Origin of the sequence: Candidatus Nitrosocosmicus oleophilus (genome assembly GCF_000802205.1) — an archaeon.
Lineage (GTDB): Archaea > Thermoproteota > Nitrososphaeria > Nitrososphaerales > Nitrososphaeraceae > Nitrosocosmicus > Nitrosocosmicus oleophilus.
Genome location: NZ_CP012850.1, coordinates 1,088,180 through 1,112,199, shown reverse-complemented (window position 1 = coordinate 1,112,199; position 24,020 = coordinate 1,088,180). Strand labels below are relative to the sequence as shown.

General features: G+C 32.5%; 22 protein-coding genes and 1 pseudogene. 11 read left to right on the top strand and 12 right to left on the bottom strand.

The window, feature by feature from the left end; translation table 11 throughout:
* Positions 1-377 precede the first annotated feature (377 nt).
* Positions 378-524 (top strand): hypothetical protein, encoded by a 147-nt coding sequence (locus NMY3_RS05370; RefSeq protein WP_196817893.1) that lies wholly within the window; start codon positions 378-380, stop codon positions 522-524.
* Positions 525-1,062: 538 nt separating this feature from the next.
* Here the strand turns inward: NMY3_RS05370 and NMY3_RS05365 are convergent.
* Together NMY3_RS05365 and NMY3_RS05360 are read right to left on the bottom strand one after the other, a co-directional pair.
* On the bottom strand, positions 1,063-1,617 hold the full coding sequence (locus NMY3_RS05365) for a hypothetical protein (RefSeq protein ID WP_196817892.1): 555 nt from the start codon (positions 1,615-1,617) through the stop codon (positions 1,063-1,065).
* Positions 1,618-2,006: 389 nt separating this feature from the next.
* Positions 2,007-3,863 (bottom strand): YncE family protein, encoded by a 1,857-nt coding sequence (locus NMY3_RS05360; protein ID WP_196817891.1) that lies wholly within the window; start codon positions 3,861-3,863, stop codon positions 2,007-2,009.
* A 99-nt stretch (positions 3,864-3,962) separates the two neighbouring features.
* Here NMY3_RS05360 and NMY3_RS05355 point away from each other — a divergent pair, with 99 nt between their 5' ends.
* Together NMY3_RS05355 and NMY3_RS05350 are read left to right on the top strand one after the other, a co-directional pair.
* Positions 3,963-4,856 carry an IS5-like element ISThar1 family transposase gene (locus NMY3_RS05355; protein WP_196815659.1) on the top strand — a complete coding sequence of 298 codons (894 nt, stop codon included), beginning with the start codon at positions 3,963-3,965 and terminating at the stop codon, positions 4,854-4,856.
* Between the two features lie 1,271 nt (positions 4,857-6,127).
* Positions 6,128-6,421 (top strand): annotated as a pseudogene (locus NMY3_RS05350) (adenylyl-sulfate kinase); the annotation flags it as partial.
* On the opposite strand, the gene NMY3_RS17045 reads toward NMY3_RS05350, so the two are convergent.
* Entirely contained in the window at positions 6,350-6,508 is a 159-nt protein-coding gene (locus tag NMY3_RS17045; RefSeq protein WP_196817889.1) for a DnaJ domain-containing protein, read from the bottom strand. The pseudogene NMY3_RS05350 and the gene NMY3_RS17045 sit on opposite strands and share 72 nt — an antisense overlap.
* 161 nt (positions 6,509-6,669) lie before the next feature.
* Positions 6,670-7,158: a hypothetical protein gene (locus NMY3_RS05340; RefSeq protein ID WP_196817888.1), complete on the bottom strand. Its 489-nt coding sequence runs from the start codon at positions 7,156-7,158 to the stop codon at positions 6,670-6,672.
* Positions 7,159-7,384: 226 nt separating this feature from the next.
* Between NMY3_RS05340 and NMY3_RS05335 the strand changes: the two genes are divergently transcribed.
* The 3 genes from NMY3_RS05335 to NMY3_RS05325 all read left to right on the top strand — a co-directional run bounded on the left by NMY3_RS05335 (position 7,385) and on the right by NMY3_RS05325 (position 11,003).
* The gene (locus NMY3_RS05335) at positions 7,385-8,848 is read left to right on the top strand and encodes a tetratricopeptide repeat protein (RefSeq protein ID WP_196817887.1); all 1,464 of its coding nucleotides are present in this window, start codon (positions 7,385-7,387) and stop codon (positions 8,846-8,848) included.
* A complete protein-coding gene (locus NMY3_RS16655; RefSeq protein ID WP_231100312.1) occupies positions 8,845-9,432 on the top strand; it encodes a hypothetical protein in 588 nt (195 codons plus the stop codon). The genes NMY3_RS05335 and NMY3_RS16655 overlap by 4 nt, the downstream gene beginning before the upstream one ends.
* A 680-nt stretch (positions 9,433-10,112) precedes the next feature.
* On the top strand, positions 10,113-11,003 hold the full coding sequence (locus NMY3_RS05325; RefSeq protein ID WP_196817885.1) for a hypothetical protein: 891 nt from the start codon (positions 10,113-10,115) through the stop codon (positions 11,001-11,003).
* A gap of 208 nt (positions 11,004-11,211) precedes the next feature.
* Here NMY3_RS05325 and NMY3_RS05320 read toward each other — a convergent pair whose 3' ends face one another.
* Together NMY3_RS05320 and NMY3_RS05315 are read right to left on the bottom strand one after the other, a co-directional pair.
* Entirely contained in the window at positions 11,212-11,694 is a 483-nt protein-coding gene (locus NMY3_RS05320) for a hypothetical protein (protein ID WP_196817884.1), read from the bottom strand.
* A 242-nt stretch (positions 11,695-11,936) separates the two neighbouring features.
* Positions 11,937-12,887: a VOC family protein gene (locus NMY3_RS05315; RefSeq protein WP_196817883.1), complete on the bottom strand. Its 951-nt coding sequence runs from the start codon at positions 12,885-12,887 to the stop codon at positions 11,937-11,939.
* A 165-nt stretch (positions 12,888-13,052) separates the two neighbouring features.
* On the opposite strand from NMY3_RS05315, the gene NMY3_RS05310 reads away from it, so the two are divergent.
* Positions 13,053-13,487, top strand: a complete 435-nt coding sequence (locus NMY3_RS05310; RefSeq protein ID WP_425319392.1) for an ester cyclase — start codon at positions 13,053-13,055, stop codon at positions 13,485-13,487.
* A 556-nt stretch (positions 13,488-14,043) separates the two neighbouring features.
* Positions 14,044-14,367 (top strand): NADPH-dependent FMN reductase, encoded by a 324-nt coding sequence (locus tag NMY3_RS05305; protein WP_196817881.1) that lies wholly within the window; start codon positions 14,044-14,046, stop codon positions 14,365-14,367.
* A gap of 582 nt (positions 14,368-14,949) precedes the next feature.
* Here the strand turns inward: NMY3_RS05305 and NMY3_RS17040 are convergent.
* Positions 14,950-15,165, bottom strand: a complete 216-nt coding sequence (locus NMY3_RS17040) for a MarC family protein (RefSeq protein ID WP_425319394.1) — start codon at positions 15,163-15,165, stop codon at positions 14,950-14,952.
* A gap of 502 nt (positions 15,166-15,667) precedes the next feature.
* Complete coding sequence (locus NMY3_RS05295) at positions 15,668-16,438, bottom strand: hypothetical protein (RefSeq protein ID WP_196817880.1); 771 nt, start codon at positions 16,436-16,438, stop codon at positions 15,668-15,670.
* Positions 16,439-16,555: 117 nt separating this feature from the next.
* Here NMY3_RS05295 and NMY3_RS05290 point away from each other — a divergent pair, with 117 nt between their 5' ends.
* Positions 16,556-17,917 (top strand): adenylate/guanylate cyclase domain-containing protein, encoded by a 1,362-nt coding sequence (locus NMY3_RS05290; protein WP_196817879.1) that lies wholly within the window; start codon positions 16,556-16,558, stop codon positions 17,915-17,917.
* 797 nt (positions 17,918-18,714) lie between these two features.
* Here the strand turns inward: NMY3_RS05290 and NMY3_RS05285 are convergent.
* Positions 18,715-19,272, bottom strand: coding sequence for an NADPH-dependent FMN reductase (locus NMY3_RS05285; protein ID WP_196817878.1), 558 nt, complete (start codon positions 19,270-19,272; stop codon positions 18,715-18,717).
* 429 nt (positions 19,273-19,701) lie between these two features.
* The gene (locus NMY3_RS05280; protein ID WP_196815659.1) at positions 19,702-20,595 is read right to left on the bottom strand and encodes an IS5-like element ISThar1 family transposase; all 894 of its coding nucleotides are present in this window, start codon (positions 20,593-20,595) and stop codon (positions 19,702-19,704) included.
* A 321-nt stretch (positions 20,596-20,916) separates the two neighbouring features.
* On the opposite strand from NMY3_RS05280, the gene NMY3_RS05275 reads away from it, so the two are divergent.
* Positions 20,917-21,423: a universal stress protein gene (locus NMY3_RS05275; protein ID WP_196817877.1), complete on the top strand. Its 507-nt coding sequence runs from the start codon at positions 20,917-20,919 to the stop codon at positions 21,421-21,423.
* Between the two features lie 255 nt (positions 21,424-21,678).
* Here NMY3_RS05275 and NMY3_RS05270 read toward each other — a convergent pair whose 3' ends face one another.
* Complete coding sequence (locus tag NMY3_RS05270) at positions 21,679-22,641, bottom strand: bile acid:sodium symporter family protein (protein WP_196817876.1); 963 nt, start codon at positions 22,639-22,641, stop codon at positions 21,679-21,681.
* A 281-nt stretch (positions 22,642-22,922) separates the two neighbouring features.
* On the opposite strand from NMY3_RS05270, the gene NMY3_RS05265 reads away from it, so the two are divergent.
* On the top strand, positions 22,923-23,390 hold the full coding sequence (locus NMY3_RS05265; protein ID WP_196817875.1) for a universal stress protein: 468 nt from the start codon (positions 22,923-22,925) through the stop codon (positions 23,388-23,390).
* Positions 23,391-23,654: 264 nt separating this feature from the next.
* Here the strand turns inward: NMY3_RS05265 and NMY3_RS05260 are convergent, their stop codons facing one another.
* Positions 23,655-23,963: a hypothetical protein gene (locus NMY3_RS05260; protein WP_196817874.1), complete on the bottom strand. Its 309-nt coding sequence runs from the start codon at positions 23,961-23,963 to the stop codon at positions 23,655-23,657.
* Positions 23,964-24,020 lie beyond the last annotated feature (57 nt).

Below are 24,020 nucleotides of genomic sequence, written 5' to 3'. Positions count from 1 at the left end.
ACTGCTCGCCAAGAAACTTAACTTAATAATTACATTCTTTATAAATGTCATGACGCTTATAAAGTATAATTTAATTCTCAAAGTGATATTTAGACTGGATATTAGATTTGATAAGTTTAATTTCCTTAAACAGTAACCATGTTGGTCATTTCCTAAAATCTTGTACGGAATTAAAGAAAATATTGTCAGGCCTTTCTGTTTTACCTGATAACTTACTACACTAAAAAGAATTTATGGTTATTTAGAACAAAATGTCGACTGTAAGGAACTAGTTTATTTCTAGTTAGGAACGAGGATCTCACGCGTATATGTGGATTTTTATCCAGTTCAGTAGCAATATTGGATAACTTTATATAATAAAATTTAGACGTATTGTCATGCCCGAATACTATATAAAAGTAACCATTGAAGAGAATAAAACGATCGAGGTAAGAGCAGATAATTTACCTGAATTAAGACGGTTAGTCAACGGTCTAACTAGTAAATTTTTTCCAAAAACACCATGGACCGAAAATGACTTATAGACGAAATTATTTCCAAAGCGTTATAATTGTTTTTCATGAAGTATAACAGCCTTTTACTACATTTTTAGAAGAAAATATACAGTACTACCAGCTTTTGAATTCCAATATTAAGGAATTATTTGTAGATAAGGTATTAACTTAGCAAATAATTAACCTAAGTCTAAAGATACTCTCCGTGAAGCTTTATTCCCTGTCATATATACTAGTAGGCGGCATAATTCTACTAATAATATCAATGCTAGGATATCTGAAATCTCAAGAATGGATGGTAAAAAATACTAGGGAGAAATAAGATAAAAGAGAATGTAAAGACGCAGTAAGAATGACTATTTGGAATGACCAAGTATATTTTTGATTCCTATCCAAATGACTTGGATTTGAATAATTATGTAATGCTCAAGGAAGCAGACTCGTAATATTTCTATTACTAAACCCACCGGGCCCGCTGTAATAGCAAACTGGCATCTCTTATGTTATATATTGTGATGATGATTCTTTCTGGGCATCTAAAAAATACAGAAATTTATTTGTGATTGAATTAATAGATATCAATCCCCAATTTTTTTCTTTTTTCTTTTATCATTTTGTTATAAAAATTTTTTAGTAAAATTTTTTTTCCTTCTATTTCATTTTCAATATTATCTCCTTCTATCACTAGATTCCTATTCACTGTTTGAATGTCCATCGTTTTTTTGATTTCCTTCCATAGATCAGGATTTGCTTTTAGAAATTCTAGTTTCTCGATAGTTAAAACCATGTCTTTTTCTTCTCTAAGCAAATAGATGATCCTATCTCTTTTTGACACTTGAAGATATTTATTTTCTATTTTCATTGCTTCATCCGGATCGATATCAACCCTTGTAATAATCTGGGCAAGGGGAACTTTTTTTTCCAATAGGTCAAATACCTGTGAACAAATGGATTTATTTTTAATTTGTGTATCCAATTCGTTGATTTTTCCAGTTCTTTTTTTATTGACACTGGATACCTTATTTGGCGAACAATGTTCAATTTTACAAATCTGCCTGTTAGTATATCCTTCCTCTAATAAGTTCAAAATTTGATCTTCTTTATCTTTTTGTGTGGTTTGCACACAATTTATAGTAATGTCAGTTGGTTTATATACATATTAAAAAATATCAGCTATCAGCGCTACCAGGCTGTTTGGCTCGCTATTAATGTTATTTCCTTATTTTCTTATGTTGTTTTATAAGCTCAGACAACTGTAAATTTAAATAAATTCAATCTAAATATTTGAATAATTTGTCTGCCAAATCTTAATAAATTAACAGTTCCCATGTACATCATGGATTCGAAGCCCACCGAATTCTTATTACATCGTACGTTCCCATCCCGTTCGTTTAGAGAACTTCATGACATGAATTCAAAGGAACTACATTCACTCAATATAAAAATTGGAACATAATGAACAAAATTCAATACCTTTCAAAATATTTTACATAGGCACCTCGATTGTTGAACTTAGGGACCGGCATTACTCAATTTCTTCTGATACTCAACAATATGAGTATTTAAAAATACATATGAAGAGTCTTCCAAAATTCCACGATGAAATAACGAAACGAGATCCTTACGATATTCTTCTAAAATTGACAAACATTCAGTTTTGTATTTGTTATGCTCATTGTAAATATTATCAATTTTTGTATAATGATATCTGATGTGTCTTAATTGTATTTTTTTCCTCCTTTGTGATATGTAATAAGGAATAGCCCAACTTATTATGGGTGCTACTATTATAACTATAAAAATACTATAAAAGATGTCATGAAATTGACTATTTATCACGTTCTCTATTTGACCCAAAAGATTATCAGGTATGACCGTGAACTTGACTAGTGCTGTACCAAAATTAGTAGCTTCTAGATGATAAGGCGGCTCAGAAAAATTTGCATTAAATATAGCATCAAGGTATTGGAGGGAACTGAATTGATAGGTTGTAGTATAATTTGGAAATATTACAGGATAACAAATTAACCTGCTGCCTGTATCAAAAAATGCGTATGCGTGGTTAGTATAATTTTTGTTGTTACAATTTAAATAACCAATTTCTGCTGGTTCATAGACGAACTCTAATCCAACAGAAACATTTTTTGTTTTTCCATCAATAATAAATATACCATTATTTTTAATGTCAGAAACATAAGCAATATTCATATCTCCATTATAAAAAGATTGTAACGGATTATTCCTTGTATGAATGGTTTTTTCAACTTCATTAGTAGTTCTATTAATTATTGTTATAGTATTGTTCTCTTGATGCGATACAAATAACTGATCATTGTAAGGGCTTAATGACAAATAACGTGGTCCATAGCTTACCGGGATATCTTTAAGCTTCTGAAGGCTAAAACCATCGATAACAGATATGATATCTTCAGTATTGTCAGAAACATAAACTTTGTTAGTATTTTGGTCTACCGCTATATCCCAATTTTGAGTCCCGTTCAAATATATAGCGGGAGATCCAAGTTGAGGGGGACTTCTAGAGGAATCGCTAAAATACTCCATAGATATAACTGAATAGTTTTGATTTAGAAAGAAGAGTTGTTTAGTAATGGGATTAATTTTCATCTCCACAGGTTTAATGGTAATAGGGATATCTTTTTCAAACACATTATGTGAAATAGTATCGATAATTGAGAGAGTGCTGCTTAAACTATCGGAAATAAATAACAGATTTTGATAAGGATCCAACACCATGTTATCAAAGGTAAATCCAACGTCAATTTGTCCAGTGATTTTATTTGTTAATCCATCAATAATGGCTATGTTTTTTGATCCAGTATTAGCAACATATACCTGATTCAAATCAGTATTAATAGCTATATCTTGCGGAATTTGCCCAACCGCAATGTTTGAGACCACCTGATTATTACGGGTATTAATAACAGATATAGTATTTGAAGCGGCATTAGATACATACAGTATTTTTGTGCTGGGGTTATATCCAAAAGAAAAAGGGACACTCCCTGTTTTTATGATTGGTGCATATAAAGCTGAATTTTCAAATTCGGAAGTTAAATTCAATGATTTAACAATTTGCCAAAAAACAGGAAGCGACTGATTGAATAGATCCTCATCTGCAACGTATCTTATATCTATTACACTATTAAGTTGTTTTAAGTAAAAATCAGTAGAAATAGTAGATATCCATGAGGAATAATTATACATTTTGGTATTTCGTTGTTTTAAATAGTAACTTTCGTGGTTGTCTAAAACAGTATTATTCATTTCAATAATGCGATAATCCAATAGGTCTTTGCGCTTACTTTCGATATCATGACTAATAGCGTTCAATAGACTTTCAGTTGACATCGTAGTAAAAGAAATATCAATATACGTTGAGTTTGTATTATTATGATGCTTTGTCGCCTAACTCAACATATTTAGCTGGAATGAACAGATTGATTATTTGTGATAGACTGGCCCTCTTACAATCGCTCATTAGTTCAACGCGGTGAGATCCTCTTCTCGTATGATTTCCTTGATGGTTGGGGTTCAGAGATAGAGAATATGAATATAAACAAAAAGGGTAAACCATTTGTATTTCCAGATTCTTTCATCTTGGCCATTGGTTACATTCGCTATTTATTTCACCTACCATACAGACAAACCCAAGGTATAATTAAGGCCACAGGAAAAAGGTTACCTGCTAATCCACCAAGTTATGGTCACATCTGTAAACGAATCAACAAGCTAAACATCGATATTAAAAGAGACAAGATGGATGACGATGATGACCTAATAATATCAATAGACAGTACAGGTATCAAGATTACTAACAGAGGTCAGTGGATGGATGAGAAATGGAATACACAAAATAGAAAAGGATATCTCAAGATCCACGTTGCTGTAGACATAAAGACCAGGAAAATCATTGCTTTGGAAGTGACAGATGAGAAGGTACATGATGGGAAAATGCTAAAGAAACTAGTCAATCATGTTTTGGATTCGAGAGAACCAAACACTGTAAAGATAAAATCGGTACTAGCTGATGGAGCCTATGATTCAAATCCAAACTTTGTGTATCTTGAGGACAAAAAGATCAATCCAGGTATAAAGGTAAGAAGGAACTCTATTGTTTCTCCTAAAAACAATAGGTTAAGGAACAACGAAGTAAAGTTACAAGCAAAGGATCTGTTGAAATGGAAGACAAAAAGAAAATACGGACAGAGATGGATATCTGAAACTGTGTTCTCAGCTATAAAGAGAATGTTTGGTGAATACACATCAGCAAACAGGTTTCAAAACATGGTAAAGGAGATCATGATAAAAGTATCATTGTATAACATTTTTAGAAGAATATAACATGATGATCATGATGATAACCGGAGAATAAGGAATTATGCAACAAAGCATTATTATGATAAAAATATTCATGTGGTATCCCACCCTCATATCTATATACATGATTCCAACTATCTGGATAAATAAAATTAATGCCTAATGTTTCATTAATATATGTTAAATTATTAGTAGGATTGGACTTATCGTTTTTCGATAGGTCAAAACTATTTTTGTTATTTGTTCGATCCGTTTCTAAACCCAGACATTCAGAAACATCATTGAAAGAAAAATAAACACTAAGAAAAATTAGTGCAATTAAAGGTAGAAGCATATTACTAATACAGCACATCGAATGTTTGATCTATTTTTGTTTAGCTATTAAATTTAACTCAAATTATCGATGTATATGGTTTGCCATATACCAATTACACAACGGTTCAATCAAACGAGAAAATTGATATTAATACCCATTCGTAACATACTGTAGAAGTTTAACTCAAATAATTGTAGAATCCAGTAATATCACCTCGGGGAAGTACTAAGACTTAAGACAAAAATAAGCTAAAAACCAAGGAAATAGTTCCTAGATACATTATCTTTGATATTATAAATTAAACAGGATTGATAGATGATATTTCAGCTTATCAATATTAATAAATTCAATATGCATTGGCATTATCAATTGATAAATTGATAGGAAGTACCTTTTATAGTTAAGAGAAACACAGATTAAAATTCTTAGGTAACACAGACTCTCCCACCGGGCACTGTTGTAATTTTACTACTTTATTAGGACTCAAGAGGTATCGAAAAATATCAATCCCTGATGCATATGGACCTTATTTCCAATGAACTCAAGTTGAATTACATATTATTAATAACTATTTTTGTTCATACTAGATAAATAGAAATGAAATGATGGCAATAAAGATAGTTTCAACAGTAGTTTGCAATGATTTACCCACTTAAATAATGCCAGGTCATCTTTCATATTCTTGATTCATTTATATTTATTGATTCGAAAGAGGATAATGCATCCAACCCCCTTCTGTTTAAATGTGTTCTTCCACTTTTAGTATGTCTTTCGAGATGTAGTGCATCTCTTGCAAATAATAGATATAGTTTCGCCAGTCCATTTCTTCTCAGGTATTAGATTAAACCGAATTTTGATTTCCATATGGATTCACTTCCTTACAACATCTGAAGTGTAATTCATATCGGTAAGATGTAATCCCACCTATGTTTGCAAGTACAAGATATAAGTAACAAATTTTTAACATTATAAAGTTAGGCAAGGCTTTGTTATATGGTTGACCGGACTATCAGGTTCCGGAAAAACCACGATAGCCAAAATTATAAAGAATAGGTTAAAGGACAGAAATCACGCTGTGATCATTTTGGATTGTGATGAAATCAGAAAATTTATTTATCCTGAGTTAGGATTTTCAAAAAAAAATAGAGAAATCAATGTTAAAACGGTTGCGTACATTGCAAAACTATTATGTGAAAACGATCTAATAGTTATAGCGTCCCTTATTTCTCCTTTTAGGGAACATCGATTTATTTTTGTCCGGATGATACTTTAAAGCGCAAATGTGAAATGTATCTCTTATCTCATCATCAGTTGAATTTGGCGAGAATTCAAATACTGAATAATAGTCTTTCGGATCCATTCTAGATATGCAGATTTGTATAAAACTTTCTGTCGAGGCCTATGAGAAGTGAATCATATTATTATCCATTGTTTAATAATGCAATATTACAAAAAATTTTTTAAGTCTTAAACCATTGTCTTATACGGATCTATAAAATACTTTATTAGGTAACACAAAAATTAAAAAAGATTTGAATCACCATATATATCCTCAATATGACCATTCTCCGAAAAGCTTTCCTCTGTCGAGTAATTATTCTGGTCGTATTGATTAGGATATACTTGCTGATCCAAGTCAAGGAAAAACGAGGTTGAACTTCCAAAAGCACTTTGCTCCTGACAAATAGTTCCACTCGTCGCCTTAACTACAGCGCAAGCTGTGAGTGTATCCCCCTTAGCAACATACATACAGCCCGTAAAACTTTGAACTTGATAAGAGTCTGGACTATCAAAAACCTCTTTTAGTACTACATCTCCAGTTAAATCAGCAGTTACACCTACAATTAATGACCCTTGTGCAAAGCTAGTTAGATCCAGATTAACGTAAACTTCATGCCCATTACAACCCTCAGACTGCGCGAATACTAAATCGTTGTTTGTTACAATAACACCCGTCGTAGCAATTAAAAAAATTACCAGACCGATATTTTTTTTATAAGATGTCTCCATCTCTATTGGATTATATACGCGAGTACATAAACATTACTATACATTCATAGTTTACTCGAGTATATTCATTTTACTAATCGGAGCTCTATCAGGATATTTGTTAAGGTAGTATATTTCATGTTTAAATTTATTCTATTATTCATTAATTATATAAGGACATCAAGTCAATTAGAGATTATCTATTAATTGGAGTAAAATTAATTACTCGTCATTACGTTGATATGTTGTGCCAAGATCTAAGGATTCACCAGTAATAGCAATTAGAGTGGGAGTAGCCAAGAAGATTAAGGAAAATATATCTGGCAAGAACATCGAGTTTAGCGCTCTAGTAAATGAATTTCTTGAATCCCACTTGGAAAAAGAAGACTTTATGAAGGAGTATTTTGATTCAAGGATATTTTCCAAAATATTAAGTGTTGATTTTACGGATGGTTATTGTAATTTTTGGTTGAAAGAAGGTGGGAGCTTTCATGTCTATTTTAAGCAACAGAATGGACAGAGTTTTCTATATTGTGAAGAAGATAAATCAAAAAACTGCATTCATGTAGAATATGTGTTAGCTCGAACGGAAGTTGGAAAAATCTACAATTATTCCAAGTCATATCCTTATGTCAAAGGGGTTGAACGAGACAAAGAGGATGAAAAAGATGTTGTAATAACGCCATACTCGAAAATTAAGGCAGAAATAAATATTAAACTCGAGGATGGTGTGTTCGCAAAATACAATTTAATAGAAAATAGTAACTTTGATAATAAAATAAAGAATCAATGGCAGAAAGCAGATTTATTGTTTGTGGAAAAGAAATACGAACAGTCACGTAAGATATATCAAGAATTGCTTAGGTTAACTGAAGACGATCCTCCAAAACTTTCAAAAACACATGCAGTTGAGCTTTTGCATGCGATAGGGAAAACCCATTTTAGGGAAAGAAACCTAGACCTGGCCCTGGAGGAATTAGGTAGAGCAATAGAAGAAGCCAGAAAGCAAGACAGAAAGAATCCCCACCTTTGGAATGATTATGGATATTTCCTTTTTAGGAAAGCCATGAAGGAAAATGACAAGGAAATCTTCCGAAAGGCGTTAGCTAATTTTGAAATGGCACACTCTATAAAAAAGGATGATAATTTCTTTATTTATAATATAATAATGACTTCTCTCCGTTTAGGAACTAAAAAGGATTTAGATGTAGCAGAGGGATATGTGAAAAAATTTAAAGAGGATTCAAATTTCGAACCGCTAGTTGAAATAGGACGTTTTTACAAACAGGCAAGAAATTACGAAAAGGCTTTAGATTTATTTCAAAGTGCCATCGACAGTATCCACAAGAATGTCGATATTTCTAAAGAGAAAAGAGATGAAATATTAGCCAATGTATTTGTTTTGCAAGGGAATACACTCTTCCATCAAGGAAGATATAAAGAGGCTTGTCAAAGTTTTATAAATGGAAGAAATATTGAACCCACTAATCCTGATTGTTGGGCGGGTTTCGCATTATGCCTAGTTCAACCAGATAATCCCGAAAAAGAAAACCTAAAGATACGAGACAGAAAAACCTTGGAAAGTGCTCGTGACGCAGTCAATAAAGCATTGAGTTATGATAAACATCATCCCAAAGCGAATGAAATCAAATCATTTATCGAACAAAATCTTTTTAACTTAGGATTCATAGAAGAACAGCATACTATATGACATTGAAGAGTAATATCAAAATACCCTTAGTAAGTGCAATTGTATTAGTAATATTATTAACATCATTCAATAGTTCAATGGCTCAATTAACCATTCCAGCCAATCCCGGAGTAGGTATCACTAATGTCTGGCCAAATTCTCAACAAATAAAGGATTGGATAAACAACCTTTTTACAGGAAAAGATGATTCGCAAGGTGATAATGAAGAGAATCAAGGAATTGAATCTAAAGAAGATCTTACAGAATACCAACCACACAATCCACTTGGGAAATATAATTTACCCAGCATTACAAATGAAGAGGATTGTTTAGGAGAAGCAATTACCTATTGGGACGACCCTTGCGATGATTCCTATGGAAACCAACCCTATGGAAACCAACCCTATGGAAACCAACCCTATGGAAACCAACCCTATGGAAACCAACCCTATGGAAACCAACCCTATGGAAACCAACCCTATGGAAACCAACCCTATGGAAACCTTTACGGGAAATATAATTTACCCAGCATTACAAATGAAGAGGATTGTTTAGGAGAAGCAATTACCTATTGGGACGACCCTTGCAACGATTATATGGACTAACAAATCCTTTAGTCAAAATTTTTATAATATATTTATAGTTACAAATAACCAAAGCCTTAAAAACAAGACATACATTCACGTTCACAATAATCTAGCTAGATAGTCTCTGCAATGATTTGAATTTGGGAAACCTTTATCACCATTAATCATATGAATATAATGGCTATTCGAATAATTATGAATATTCTTGGTCAATGTCTATAATCCAAAAATGACATTATGGATGATCAATTGATAGCCTCTTCAAATTTCCAAGACTTATGCAAGTCAAATAAAATAGCACGAAAATTTAGAAAAACGAATTGTTATTGTTTCAAAAATTTAGACTCGTAATATATGTATTACAAAACCCAGCTGGCCCGTTGTAATTTTAATATAGTATTACAAACTGAATATCCGATATCATTATAAAAAAATTTTATAAATTAACAGTTCCCATGTACCTCATGGATTCGAAGCCCACAGAATTTATTCTATTATGTCCGTTCCCATTTATCATTCTCTGCTAATAACTAGTTAATCCATTATTGGAGTCAAAGTGAGCCATACGAAATTGGATAGCGAAGTTATGAGGTTTTATATCATCTAATATTTTTCACTATTTACTTGCTATACGAAGATATTCGCAATATTTATAATAAATACTATAAGACATAAATGCACCCTCTAGTATTATAAATATGGAATATAATAGGAACACCCATAGAGGGTATTTATTCGCTCTTCTGGCTGTATCGGTAATATCAGCTATTTGTTTTGGAGTTAATATAGATAATAAGATGATTTTTGCAAATGCCCAAGGGAATGTCTCCAATGTTACTACGGTTTATCCCAATATTCCTTTGGCAGAATCCGTCCATACAACTGAGATATTGAAACTACCTGCCAATGTAGACACCTTTGTAATGTTAATTGTAAACGAAGCACATGAAAGTTGGAAACAGGAACAACATAAATTAATTACAGATAAGAACGCATATTTTATACCGACTAATCTTGTTATCTACGAGGGTACAAAGTTAATATTCCTGGATGCCGATGCACCTTGGGATACACCCCATCCACATGATCTAGAATTAGTCAATGTTAATAATAAGGAAAATAGCGGTGCTTCATCATTTTCAACCGGTACCTTAGATTATACAAATACTTCAGAACCTTTTACACTTCCTGTTGGGAATTATTCAATAACTGATAAGGACTATGAAATAAAAGGAGGAACAATTACTGTGCTGGAAAACAATCAAGGAAATAGTAATATCAGTGGGAACAACAAACTAATTGTTGGAGGATTTTATACTCCTACAAATCAAGTCAAAGACACAAAGGACAATGACGGTAACTCTCATCCTGGTTCTTTAGCATATTATAGACAAGCGTTTAATGAAAATGGAATTAAAATACTAAGTGAATATAATTTTACTTATTCTAAATGTGATTATTGTCCAGAAGGATATTGGCCAGATAACAAAAGCGGAAATCACACCTTAATTATATTTAGTTCTGAACAACCCCTGGATCAAACATTAGAAATATTGAAAACGTTTGTAAAAGATAACGTGTACATTTAATTTTATTTGTTATGCCGTATGAGACACAATAACACATATCTATTGACAAATTCATCTTAATTGACAAATCATAATTATTAAAATCCACCCGGAAGGACGATATCGTCCTGAAGCCCACCGGTCACCGGTCACCGGTCCAGCTATACTATAATTTGTAATAGTTGAATCAAATAAAAATCAAAATACTATTAAATAAATTATTAGTCAACTAATCACAGTCATAACATGCATCTCTATCTAAGTTGATGAGTGGGGTTTCAACGTGACTTCCTTCAGTGTTATAAAATAGTTGGCAACTTTCTGCAATAGAATAGTCTGCCTCCGATTGAGGATTAAAGCCAACACAAACAGTGTACGCTTGTCCATCCCTGATTACATTAGGCGGCACAACTATGTCATCCAGATGATACATGTTCACATCATCATCCAAATATGCGTACATATTATTAAGTGAGGGATTCTCGGTAGCTACTAAGCAGTATTTTTTAATATTGTCAATGTTAGTTCCAAGGGGTACGTCCCCTTTGTAAACACAGTAGTTAAAATGACCCTCCTTATTGTCTGTCCATTTTATCACTGGAGCTATTCGCAATCCACCATTTTGAGCATAGACGGGTATTACATTCACTGCAGTATATGTAAACAGAGTGGTGAGAACTAAGACAATAAATACCAATTTTACTTGAGGCATACAATTGTCCTAATATTGTTGATATATTTAAGATTATGGATTTCATATACAAAATCATAATTATCACCGATGATAGTTTTTATCTACAATTTAGACTTGTAATATATCTATTACTAAACCCACCGGGCCAGATATTATTTTTAGTAACTTTTCTCAATTAAAAAGACGTTATGGAACTACTTTTACTTCTCCTACCATTGTAGGATGCAGTCTACAATAATATTGGAACTCGCCTAATAAATTTATTCTTTCAACAGGATCTGTATTTTTATTCCATCTGGATCGTATGTATAAAAAGACGATTCGTGCTGTTTATCAGAATCATCAGTGTCTTCGTCAATAGTTATACCATTTAGCTCATAATGGTCTTTTAATTTCTTTAGATCTCCTTTGTCACCATCTATACTTATAGCAAAGTGTTCTAGTCCTGACTTCCTATGATCATTGGCACTGTTTCGTAAAATGTTTGTCCCAAGCCAAGTGTTGGTCGCTACGTGATGATGATACTTATCTGCGGCGAAGAAATACGCACCTGGATAAGATGCAGTATGGTAAAGTCCAAGTGACTGTTGATAGAACTTTTTTGTCTTTGTAAGATTAGAGACATGGAGATGTACATGACCTATCGTAGTACGGACAGGAAAACCATCCCATTTTTCATTACCATATTGCTTCAGCAAATTGTTTACATCAAGGGGTTCTGTTACCATGTATATTTTATTTTCACCTGTCCATTGCCATTCGGAGGGTTTTCTATCTCTATAAACCTCAATTCCATGGTAATCCGGATCATGCAAATAAATTGATTCAGAAACCGCATGATCTGCCATACCATCGTAAAACTGTGGATCTGTGTTCTTTTGGAAATGTTGAAGAAAGGACGCAAGATATTTTCTTTCAGGTAATAATATTGCAAAATGGTAAAGACCTGCTTCCATTCTCTCTCTACTAAGATCAGTTATACCTCTGTCTTGGTCTATTTGATCAAGAATCAGTAGCGCTGATAACTTTTCCCCAGTCGACTCTGGACCCAAGTATGCAGTATTTCCGCTTGATTGGGCTTCCAAAACATTCAACCCAAGAATGGATTCATAAAAACCTATAGACTCTTCTATATTAGAAACTTTGAGATGAACATGATCTACTTTTAGTGACGGACTGGCTACAAATTCATTGGGATTATCAACATCCATACTTAATGTATGCGTCCAACGTATTTAACACCAAAAGTTAGTTTATGCTTATTTACTTATCAAGGAAACATATGGTCATATGAAAAGATAAGCTCGTGGCAATGTTTAAAGAATATAATAGAACATGAAAAAAAGCTTATCTGTTATTCTTACCTACATAATTGCATGAATTTAGAGGGAAATTTACGATTGATGAAGACTCTGGATGATGCATGGAATAGTCAGGACTGGGACACCTTTATCAAACGCCATGCCGAAAGTACAGAAGTATACTGGCCCGGACAACCGCAGCCAACTAAGGGGAGAGATAACCATAAGAATGAATCAATAGAGTTTTTCAAGGCATTTCCTGACAACCACATTGACAATGATCCATACAAGATACTGTTTGGCCAAGATGATTGGACATGCTCTGTGGCAAACTTTACTGGGACATTCAAGGGGCCACTGAAAGGAATGGATGGCAAAACTATCGAGCCTACAAACAAAAAATTTCAAATCGAATTTTGTACTGTTGCCCATTGGCGAAACGATGAAATAGTTGAAGAAAAACTCTTTTACGATTTGGTTGGAATGATGAAACAAATAGGTGCCATGTAGCAAGGTTAGCGAGTAAGTTTTTTTTTACTCGGCATATAGGATTAACCGTTTCTGCCACAACAATGATAAGGGTTTCAAAGATCTAACAGACCTCTACTCTACAAGGTATAGATCTTGTATTTACTTTTAAACTTATTAGTAAACATTGAAATAAATCAAACGAGTTTGATCTGGTTGATTTGATAAAAAATAATTTCTTCAATTCGTAATGTCCTTACTGTATAGGTTATTAAATTTCAACAGGAATATTATTAGCATGATGACATAAGAATTCGACAACGTGACATCATTTATTGTTGAGAAGAAAGGAGTCGTTAGTGGGGCTAGAGAAGCATATGCAAAAAGGATGTTATAGTTTGAATTAGAGCATTAGAATCTAATTTCACCTTTGAATCAATTCGATTATGAATAAAGTTTAAACCCATGTTTAATATGCGGAGATAAGTTCTAATTTGATGCACCTTTACAATTCGTATCACAACCAATAATTAGTCTCAAGTCTTGATTTTAGGACACCGAGCACAAAACATAAACATAGTCTCATCAATACATGATTGTGAGTGATAAAATAAGGATACTGGGATTTGCTGGAAGCCTGAGGAAAGATTCTTTTAATAGAGCCCTTTTACGCAACGCAGTTAGTTTTATTCCAGATAATTCTAGTCTAGAAATTTTTGAACTTGATGGCATTCCACCATTCAACCAAGACGCTGAGAAAGACATGCCCGAGAAGGTTAGGGATTTCAAATCTAAAATAAGAGGAGCAGACGCTATTTTGATTAGCACTCCCGAATACAATTATTCTGTACCCGGGGTGTTAAAAAACGCAATTTCCTATCGATATACCAGGTACTCATTGAATCCCGCAACATATGGCTAACCATCTTACCTTATACTATGAGATGATTAATTTCGTGTTCAGAATTGGGACCATATTCTGCTAGGTACAAGTCTCCATTGGACCTATTGTCAAACCTTGAGGATTACGATTGAACGTACGTAAATCGTTCATAGGAAATAAGATTTCATACTCTTGTATTAGATTGAGTCAAAATGATTCATACTCACATAACGGTTTAATAATATTACGACCTAATACTACCTATGCACTGCCAGAGTTGTAAAGGACACTTCCATCCTCAATTAAGGCACAATCACCCTGAATTTAATGATGATACAAAATTATGGCATTGGTTATATTATCAATACTGTCCCAATTGTAAAACTTCTCAGGTGTAACTTTATGAATATACAAATAATGATAAAATGTATCCTCTGGGAACAGATTTAGAAAATAGGTTAAAATATTTAGGAAGTCATTTGAGTAAAGAGCCAATAATGTAAACTTTAACCTTGATAATGTTACATCTAAATGGCGAGATGGTAGAAATGTATCATCAAAAACATGATGATGATCAAATCATTAATTAAATTGTAGATATATTTTTGCCATACAACATAACTAATTGTTTAATAACGATTCAAGTCCATTCACGATATATTGAACTCCTATTGCTGCAACCAGAATAGCGAATACTCTTGTAATAATTAACGAGCCACGTCTTCCAAGAATCTTATATATAGGATCGGTAAGATAATAAATTACATAGGTAATGCCAATAACAATCACAATCGATATCATTGTGGTGATCAAACCAGATGTTTGAAAGGAAAGTATTACTGCTGCTATAGGCTGACAACCAACATTTTTTTGGTTAAATAATTATTTAATGACAGTCTAGCAGTTAATTGAATTAAGCTTATGAGCGTCACTTAACCTGTATAACTCCAATAAGATCAAAATATCTATTTGTATTGTTAATTTTATTAAATGACACTCTCCTTGCGGTAAAAATGCAGCGGAAACCACCGGGTCCGTTTCATAATTAACCTTTGTCATAAATGAATAAATTAATTTAGAAAATTTAATTAATTAACAGTTCCCATGTACCACATGGATTCGAAGCCCACCGGTGGTAGTTTACATATCAGCACCTTCAAGCAAAAAAATTTATGCTATTATTTATATTTGGCATTTAAATCATTCTATACCCACAATCTTATTAAATTATGCATATTATGAGAAAGTTAATTGCTTGAATGCGATCTTATCTGGTAGGCTAAGTGTTATTGTATTTCAATCAATATCTTCATCATTAACAGCAAATTTCTGCTGGATCTTAATCACGGTTATTAGCCATTGATTGAATATCAAAAGCTATTTCAGAATTCGGGGAAATCCTAAGTGCGCTATAAGATTGTATCTTATACTTGGGAGTTTCCTGAATAGGGTTTTTATTTATCAAATATTGTTCTCCTATAATGTCTATTTCTAAGTCAGGCCATCTCTTTGGATATTTGAATGACATAACATATTTATCTGTTCTAGAAAGAAACTTGTGAACATAATGTAATGTTCCTTTAGAAGAGGATTTTACAGAATCAGTATAATCATTCTCATAGTTAATGAAATATTCATACTCTTCACCTTTCCTAATGGGATTAGGGAAAATTATTATTAACTCTTCATATTTCTTATCAAAGCTTCTGGGAAATAAAACCTGTAGGTAATTATTTGTGTTATCAGTAATGGTTATATTTTTTGAAGAATATCGAGAAATAGCAACCTGGTTATTATTTTCCAATACAGGTGAAGGGATTACGTGCTTCTTTATTTCAAGATCGTATATGGATAAATTGTGAATTAGTCTATGCCTATAAATTTGAGCATATAAAGGTCGATCGGGGATCGAGCCTAATGTCATTGTATCGTCCATCAACGAAAATTTATATGGATATATTAGATCGGAGTTAGTTTCTTTTATTAAGTATGAATGCAAAAGATCGTTTACAAATGTTCCTACAGATACCTCGCTTTTTTTAAGTTTGTCTATCTCTTTTTTTATCGGTACTCTTATTGTAACTACGCTACTATTAAACGCCCTTCCCATGTGTAATTAGATTATTACACTGGTAATATATAAATATATATTAATTTTTTTTCCTTTTTACTCACGCTACCATTGAACAAATATACGTATATATGTTTGATATGGTTTTACACTGGTATGTCATCCGATCAAGCAAAATTCTTTGTCTATACAGACGTAGTTGACTCGTCAAAGACTAGTATACCAGAAGACATTCAAGTAAAAAAAATTACTACGCTACAAGACTGGACATTAGAATTTTTAATGATTGCAGAAAGAGTTAAAGAATATACCGAAATTAAGAAGTACTACAATTTTACCGGTGACGGTATGTTTATGGTATTTGATGAATATTACGATGCTATTAACTTGGCACTTTTCCTACATCATAAATTAAGTACTGAAAATAAAGATGATGATACTGAAAAGATAGCATTGAAGATGGGAATCAGTTTTGGTACAAGTATTTCATTTTTTGAAAAAACTCATAATAAATATGCACCATGGGGTTATAGCTCCATTATAGCACAAAGATTACTGAATTTATGTCTTCCAAATCAAATTCTATTATCTAAAGGGGCTCGAGATGCAATGATTGGAAAAGTACTTCCAGATTGGAAACTTGTTCTTTTTGATCATATACATTCGATCGGAAACTATCCAATTAAACACGATAAAAAGGGCGAGGAAGTTTTTTCATTTTATGGAAGTATGAATGACTTCAATTTTGGAAATGCCAGTATCAAGAATTTTTTAAATATTGATGAAGCTCTAGATTTTCCTAATATACTCAAGGAGTCTAAGATTCCAGTTCAAGAATTTTTCATATTGAAAGTAAATCAATTCAAGAAACAATTCTCTAAAATTTTTACCGCCAATGGTTACGATTTAGAAGCAGAAGATGAAATTAATTTTTACAAAACATTATTTTACTATGGTGGGTCAAAATATTCTGGAGTTAGTCGGTTCCTACCCAGTGTTTTTGAAAGTCAAAGAGGAGGCTTTCTGACAAGTCAGGAAATGATGTTTGAACGAATAAAAAAAGACTGCCAACTTAAAGGGATTCCGATTCCAGTCAATTTTGGTAATAGATATCTAATACCGGACATAGATAACCTACACGCGGATATTCGAGCTAAATATTATGTTTGTAAGGAATTTGTAAGACGACATGAGAACATGCATGTTCAATTATTTTGGGTGAGTCCTGAAAATGCTAAAAACGCTATAGACAGTACAACACCATCTAATTTGTTGGACTCGAGAGATGTAGGATTGTGGCATGATAGTTATGCAGTACGAATTGAAGAATTACATGATTCATTTTATCTTTCAAACGAGGTGACTCAAAATGACAGGCGAAGGCTAATATTTGCAGATAAAGATACCGATCTATATGATTCAATAAAGCAATATATAGAAATAATGAATCAATATATTACCCAAGGAGCTGCTATTAGAATAGACTACAAATACCTTGATCATATTTATAGTAAATAGTATTGTTTTTTGTGAGAAATATATAGATAATAATGCAGAGCAGGGCGACTCAGTACATAACATCATTATTTAAATTTGATTTGAATGACAAATAAAGTTTCGAGTAAAAATCAAACTTGCAATTTTATATGATAAAAAATACGAGTCATGGTTCCAAGAAGAATATAATTTTCAGTAATTGACAAACTATTGATACCATTGCCTCAACTCTAATCAAGTCCGGTCATCAATAGATAATATTAAGTAAATACTAATTTTTAAGATACGAATTACTGTAAATCACACGAGAAGGGTTTTGTGGTTAATCCCATTCAATTGCTAAACCGCTAACTAGGTCTAAATGCATATTATTTAGAAAATATAAGTTAATTATTTTTTTTGGAAAGCTCTTAAACTCGTAATATATCTATTACTATACCCACCGGGCCCGCTGTAATCTTCCCGTTTTATTGTAGATCGATCTAAGTGGTTCTTCAGAATAAAAATATATTAATTAACAGATTCTATATAACACATGGATTCGAAGCCCACAGAATTCATTTTTCCTATGGTATATCCTGTTTAACCATCTTCAGGAAAGCATGTATAAATTACTTTCCTAATTCTTAGTTACAAAATTTCATAATTTAGATAGTCAAAATGTATACAAGACCTGATTGTAATCGACTTCTTTCTAGTAGCATTAGTTCAATAATTATAATATTAGTATATCCATCATTCTTAAATACGATCACAGGTCCAACTAATGATAACAGATTAGTTGTTTTTCATTTAATTCATTCAGGTTATTGGTTTAGTTATTTTTTTAATAACATAACCCAATCCACTAGGTTTTGAATTAACTCTCCTATCAGCTCCCGTGAGGTCTCATCCAATAGACTGCCTTCGGAGTCGAATTTGTCTGTAGCAAAGTTTACCATTACCTCGGGCCTGTTAATTGGATACATGTTAAGGAATACGAATATTTGTCGGAGATGATATTGTGCTCTTGCTCCTCCTAACATTCCTATTGATGCACTCATTATAGCAACTGGTTTACCGTCAAAGGGATTATCGCCATATGGTCTAGAAGCGAAGTCAATTGCGTTTTTTAACACCCCGGGTACAGAGTAATTATATTCAGGAGTACTAATCAAAATTGCGTCTGCATCCTTTATTTTGGATTTGAATTCTCTTACCTTCTGAGGCATTTCCTTTTCAGTATCTTGGTTAAATGGCGGAATACCATCAAGTTCAAAAATTTCTAGACGTGCATTATCTGGAACGAATTTATCTGCATTCCGTAAAAGTGCTCTATTGAAGGATTCTTTTCTTAAGCTTCCCGCAAATCCAAGTATCTTTATTTTATCATTCATTATAAAGTTGTATTGACAAGATTATGTTTATGTATTATGCTAGGCTCCTTTCTATGGAATAAATTAACATGAAGGCAACAAAACTCGGGTTATTACGTACAATACAGCCGTTTACCTTTGATTAAATGAGATCTATAAACGTCTTTTTGGAACAGGGTCTTGAGAAGAATATCAATAAATAATATTCCTCCATAACTAATGAATATATACTAAAACTCAAGTTGATCTGAATTACATTGATGATCATTACTTATTCGATGAGAATAAAATCTCTCGGGCTTGGCGGCCACAGACGAGCTAGCATCCATCCCAAATAACAAAATTAAATGAAAATTTCACAAACATCAGATTCTTGTCGATTATGTTATAGACCTACAATTGCTTTGTTGCATAATTCCTTATTCTCCGGTTATCATCATGATCATCATGTTATATTCTTCTAAAAATGTTATACAATGATACTTTTATCATGATCTCCTTTACCATGTTTTGAAACCTGTTTGCTGATGTGTATTCACCAAACATTCTCTTTATAGCTGAGAACACAGTTTCAGATATCCATCTCTGTCCGTATTTTCTTTTTGTCTTCCATTTCAACAGATCCTTTGCTTGTAACTTTACTTCGTTGTTCCTTAACCTATTGTTTTTAGGAGAAACAATAGAGTTCCTTCTTACCTTTATACCTGGATTGATCTTTTTGTCCTCAAGATACACAAAGTTTGGATTTGAATCATAGGCTCCATCAGCTAGTACCGATTTTATCTTTACAGTGTTTGGTTCTCTCGAATCCAAAACATGATTGACTAGTTTCTTTAGCATTTTCCCATCATGTACCTTCTCATCTGTCACTTCCAAAGCAATGATTTTCCTGGTCTTTATGTCTACAGCAACGTGGATCTTGAGATATCCTTTTCTATTTTGTGTATTCCATTTCTCATCCATCCACTGACCTCTGTTAGTAATCTTGATACCTGTACTGTCTATTGATATTATTAGGTCATCATCGTCATCCATCTTGTCTCTTTTAATATCGATGTTTAGCTTGTTGATTCGTTTACAGATGTGACCATAACTTGGTGGATTAGCAGGTAACCTTTTTCCTGTGGCCTTAATTATACCTTGGGTTTGTCTGTATGGTAGGTGAAATAAATAGCGAATGTAACCAATGGCCAAGATGAAAGAATCTGGAAATACAAATGGTTTACCCTTTTTGTTTATATTCATATTCTCTATCTCTGAACCCCAACCATCAAGGAAATCATACGAGAAGAGGATCTCACCGCGTTGAACTAATGAGCGATTGTAAGAGGGCCAGTCTATCACAAATAATCAATCTGTTCATTCCAGCTAAATATGTTGAGTTAGGCGACAAAGCAACCTACAATCATAATTTCATCCATGGTGATCCGATATCGCTTCAATAAAAACACCTTGTAATATCTTTATTATACATATTGTCTCTATGCTGACCTATTAAAATAATAGTTTGTCATTTTTATATACAATATGATAGAGACTATCACATTAAGTCTGATTGCTTTTATTAAATCAAATATGATTTTTGACAAATGGAATTAATTAGTCATGGAAGCAAAAATATGTATGCATAGTAAGGCTATTATGATGTAATATCCATCTTCATAATTGAGATTGGATCTACGAGTTATTTTAGTACCGTATGATAGTTCTCATTTTTCCGAAAATGCATTAGAGTATGCGGTCTATTTAGCAAAAGCAATCTTCCGAGGTGATCCAAAAAAACGAATAATTAAAATCGTAATGCTACATGTGGTACAAGAAATCCCGTTTACCAAAAGTCTGTTGGAAAAAATGAAAATTAAAAACGAAAATGTAAACCCATCATTAAATGAACATGCCAATAGCATATATGAAGAAACAAAAACTCTAATGCAAAATGATATGGACAAAAAAAAGAAAGCCTATAAATCTATAGAGGGAATTAAACTAGAATCACTGATTCTTTATGGCGACCCATCTAATCAAATCGTAGATTATTCTAACAATAATCGAGTTGATTTAATAGTTATGGGAAGTAATGGACTGCAAGGATTAGCTAAATTCAAAGGACTTGGAAGTGTCTCAAGAAAAGTATCAGAATCAGTTTCTTGTCCTATGACAATAATAAGGTAACAATATTAGTAGCGATATATGATACAGCATACCCAAAAAACTATACACTTTTCATGTAGCAAATATTCGATGAATATTGTAAAATGGACCATTACTAACAGAATTCAATCATACAAAACAGTTTAAATTTAATCTTATCATTAAATATATGGAGTTTCAAAAGTAGTTAGCGTTGTCTTTTTTTATTAATTATAATAAAACACTTTATCCATCAAATATGAAGTTTTATTAAATAAATAATGAAAATGAAAGATGTTATAAAGATCTACTCAAAAATAATTTTTTCATTGGCACCATTAGACCATAGTAAGCCAAGTTGTAGAATGCTGCCAAGGTAGCTACTTCCGTTCCGAAAAACTGAGATGCAAATACAACTACAAGTGTATTATTTACATAACTCATAGTTACGAAGGCAGCGATTCTAGATGATTTGTCTTTTTTACCTATAAGATATAAGGTAAAATATCCTATGAATCCGTATATAAAGAACAAAGCAAATGCTGCAATAATCATCGTAATTACAAGTGAATAATCGGAAATGAAATAGTTAGAAAATTTTGCATATATTCCCAGATTCATCAATGATACTAGAATGACTGAAGGGACGAAAGAAGTTGCTTCAATTTTTTTTGCTATTCTCGGAGCTTTACTCCTCATCAACCAACCTACAAATAAAGGCAGAAAAAGAGCTTGAGATAATAAAATAGTCATATCTAAAAAGGGAATATTAAATTTTTCAAAATCTACCAAAAAATATACTAGAGAAGGCAAAACAAATGGAACGATGATAGATGATGAGATTATCATCCCTACAACTAGCGGCAATTGATGGCTTTTCTCAAAAACATTAATTACAAATGGCGCTCCTAAACCCGTTGATATTCCTGAAAGTAGTAAGACCGGAATGGCAAGTGATGGATAAATTATGTTTGTAGTTGCGTATAGAATAATGGGAATTGCCAAAAGTTTGATTGCAGTTAACAATGCAATAGGAATAGGCTTTTTAAACTGTAATGCTAGCTCTTGGGGATCCATTTTGATTAAATTTAAGAATAACAAGCATCCTAGGAAGACCAAAAGATAAGGTTCAAATATTATTCCAAATGATGGTGCCAATATACCTACTACGGTTGATATAGCAATTGCAACAAGAAGCATTAAATCGTCTTTCTCTAATCCTGATGCCTGTGTGTGCGGGTCTGCTCTACTCTTTGGCACTTTTGTTAACCTTTCTTATTTATAATGTATTTTAAGGATTATATCGATCGGAAATAATCTACCTACTATTTGAAAAATTAAGATTCTAATACTCAAATCATAGTTACTATCTAACTTATCTTTTACAATAACTAGTTTGCAATCATTGAATTAAAACTGATTTATAAATTTGATTAAAATTCTTAAATAGTATAGATCTCCTAATCTTTATTCAAATAGACATGCAGTACGTTTTGCTCAACTTGATATTGCTTATATTGTTCGAAACTTATTGTTAAATGATGCCTTTTACTCGTATATTAGTACCTTTTGACACTTCCGAGTTGTCAGTCAAAGCTTTGGAAAAAGCTGTAGAAATATCTGCGATCGATCAATCTCCAATCTTTATATTACATGTAATCAGTGAAATACCGTTACCAATTCACTATTCAAGGATAGAGTTAAAGAACAATGAGGTGACTATATCTCCACTAGTTAATAAGCTCCATAATGAGATAAAGAATGAAATGATTGTGATTCTGGAGGATGTGAAGAACACCTACGCTAAGCACAATATTTCTATCACCACAGAAATTAAAATTGGTGATCCAGCAGAAATAATTGTAGACTTTACTAAACAGAACAACATTGATCTCATTGTTATGGGTAGTATAGGACACAAAGGAATTTCAGGAATGTTTAAGAAATTAGGAAGTGTTGCAAGAAAGGTTGCCGAAGAAGTAAACTGTGCGTTATTAATAGTAAGATAACTATTCAAAGTGTTTATACTGTAGGGTCTGAGTAATGTCGTATTGACGTAAACAAATTATCTGAAGTTCATTACAACTAATATAATCCAAATCAGAAAAACAATAAATTTTTCAAAAATTTTGAAATTTTGCGCCGATGGTAGAGGGAACCAAAGACCTAAACAAGAGATTTCTTGAAACACTATGAACTTATATCTTTGCTTTCCTTACCATGAAATTGTAATTTACAATAGCATGAAATTAAGTATTTTTTTATAACCACTGTTAAAAAACTACTTGGTCATTTCTATCATAGTCTTGTTTTAGACAAATAGCAAATCCGACATGACCGCAATCATCAGTATTACAGGTCATACACCAGGGCATACCGTCCCTATAACCGACTATAATGTTTTTTAGAATACTCTTGTCAAACAGAATGACATATTTATTATCAAAATAGTCCTTGACTACTATCAAAGTATCTCCGGAATTGGCGTCTTTTGATACTAGCCATTTCATAAACTCCATAGTACCTAAATCAAGGGTAGACAATGCAGAATTTTCCTCAGACGCTTTGGATTTTCCAGACAAGGCCTTTTTTTATCTTTCCTTTCCGTGTTATGTACAGACAAAAAAGGTATTAGATAT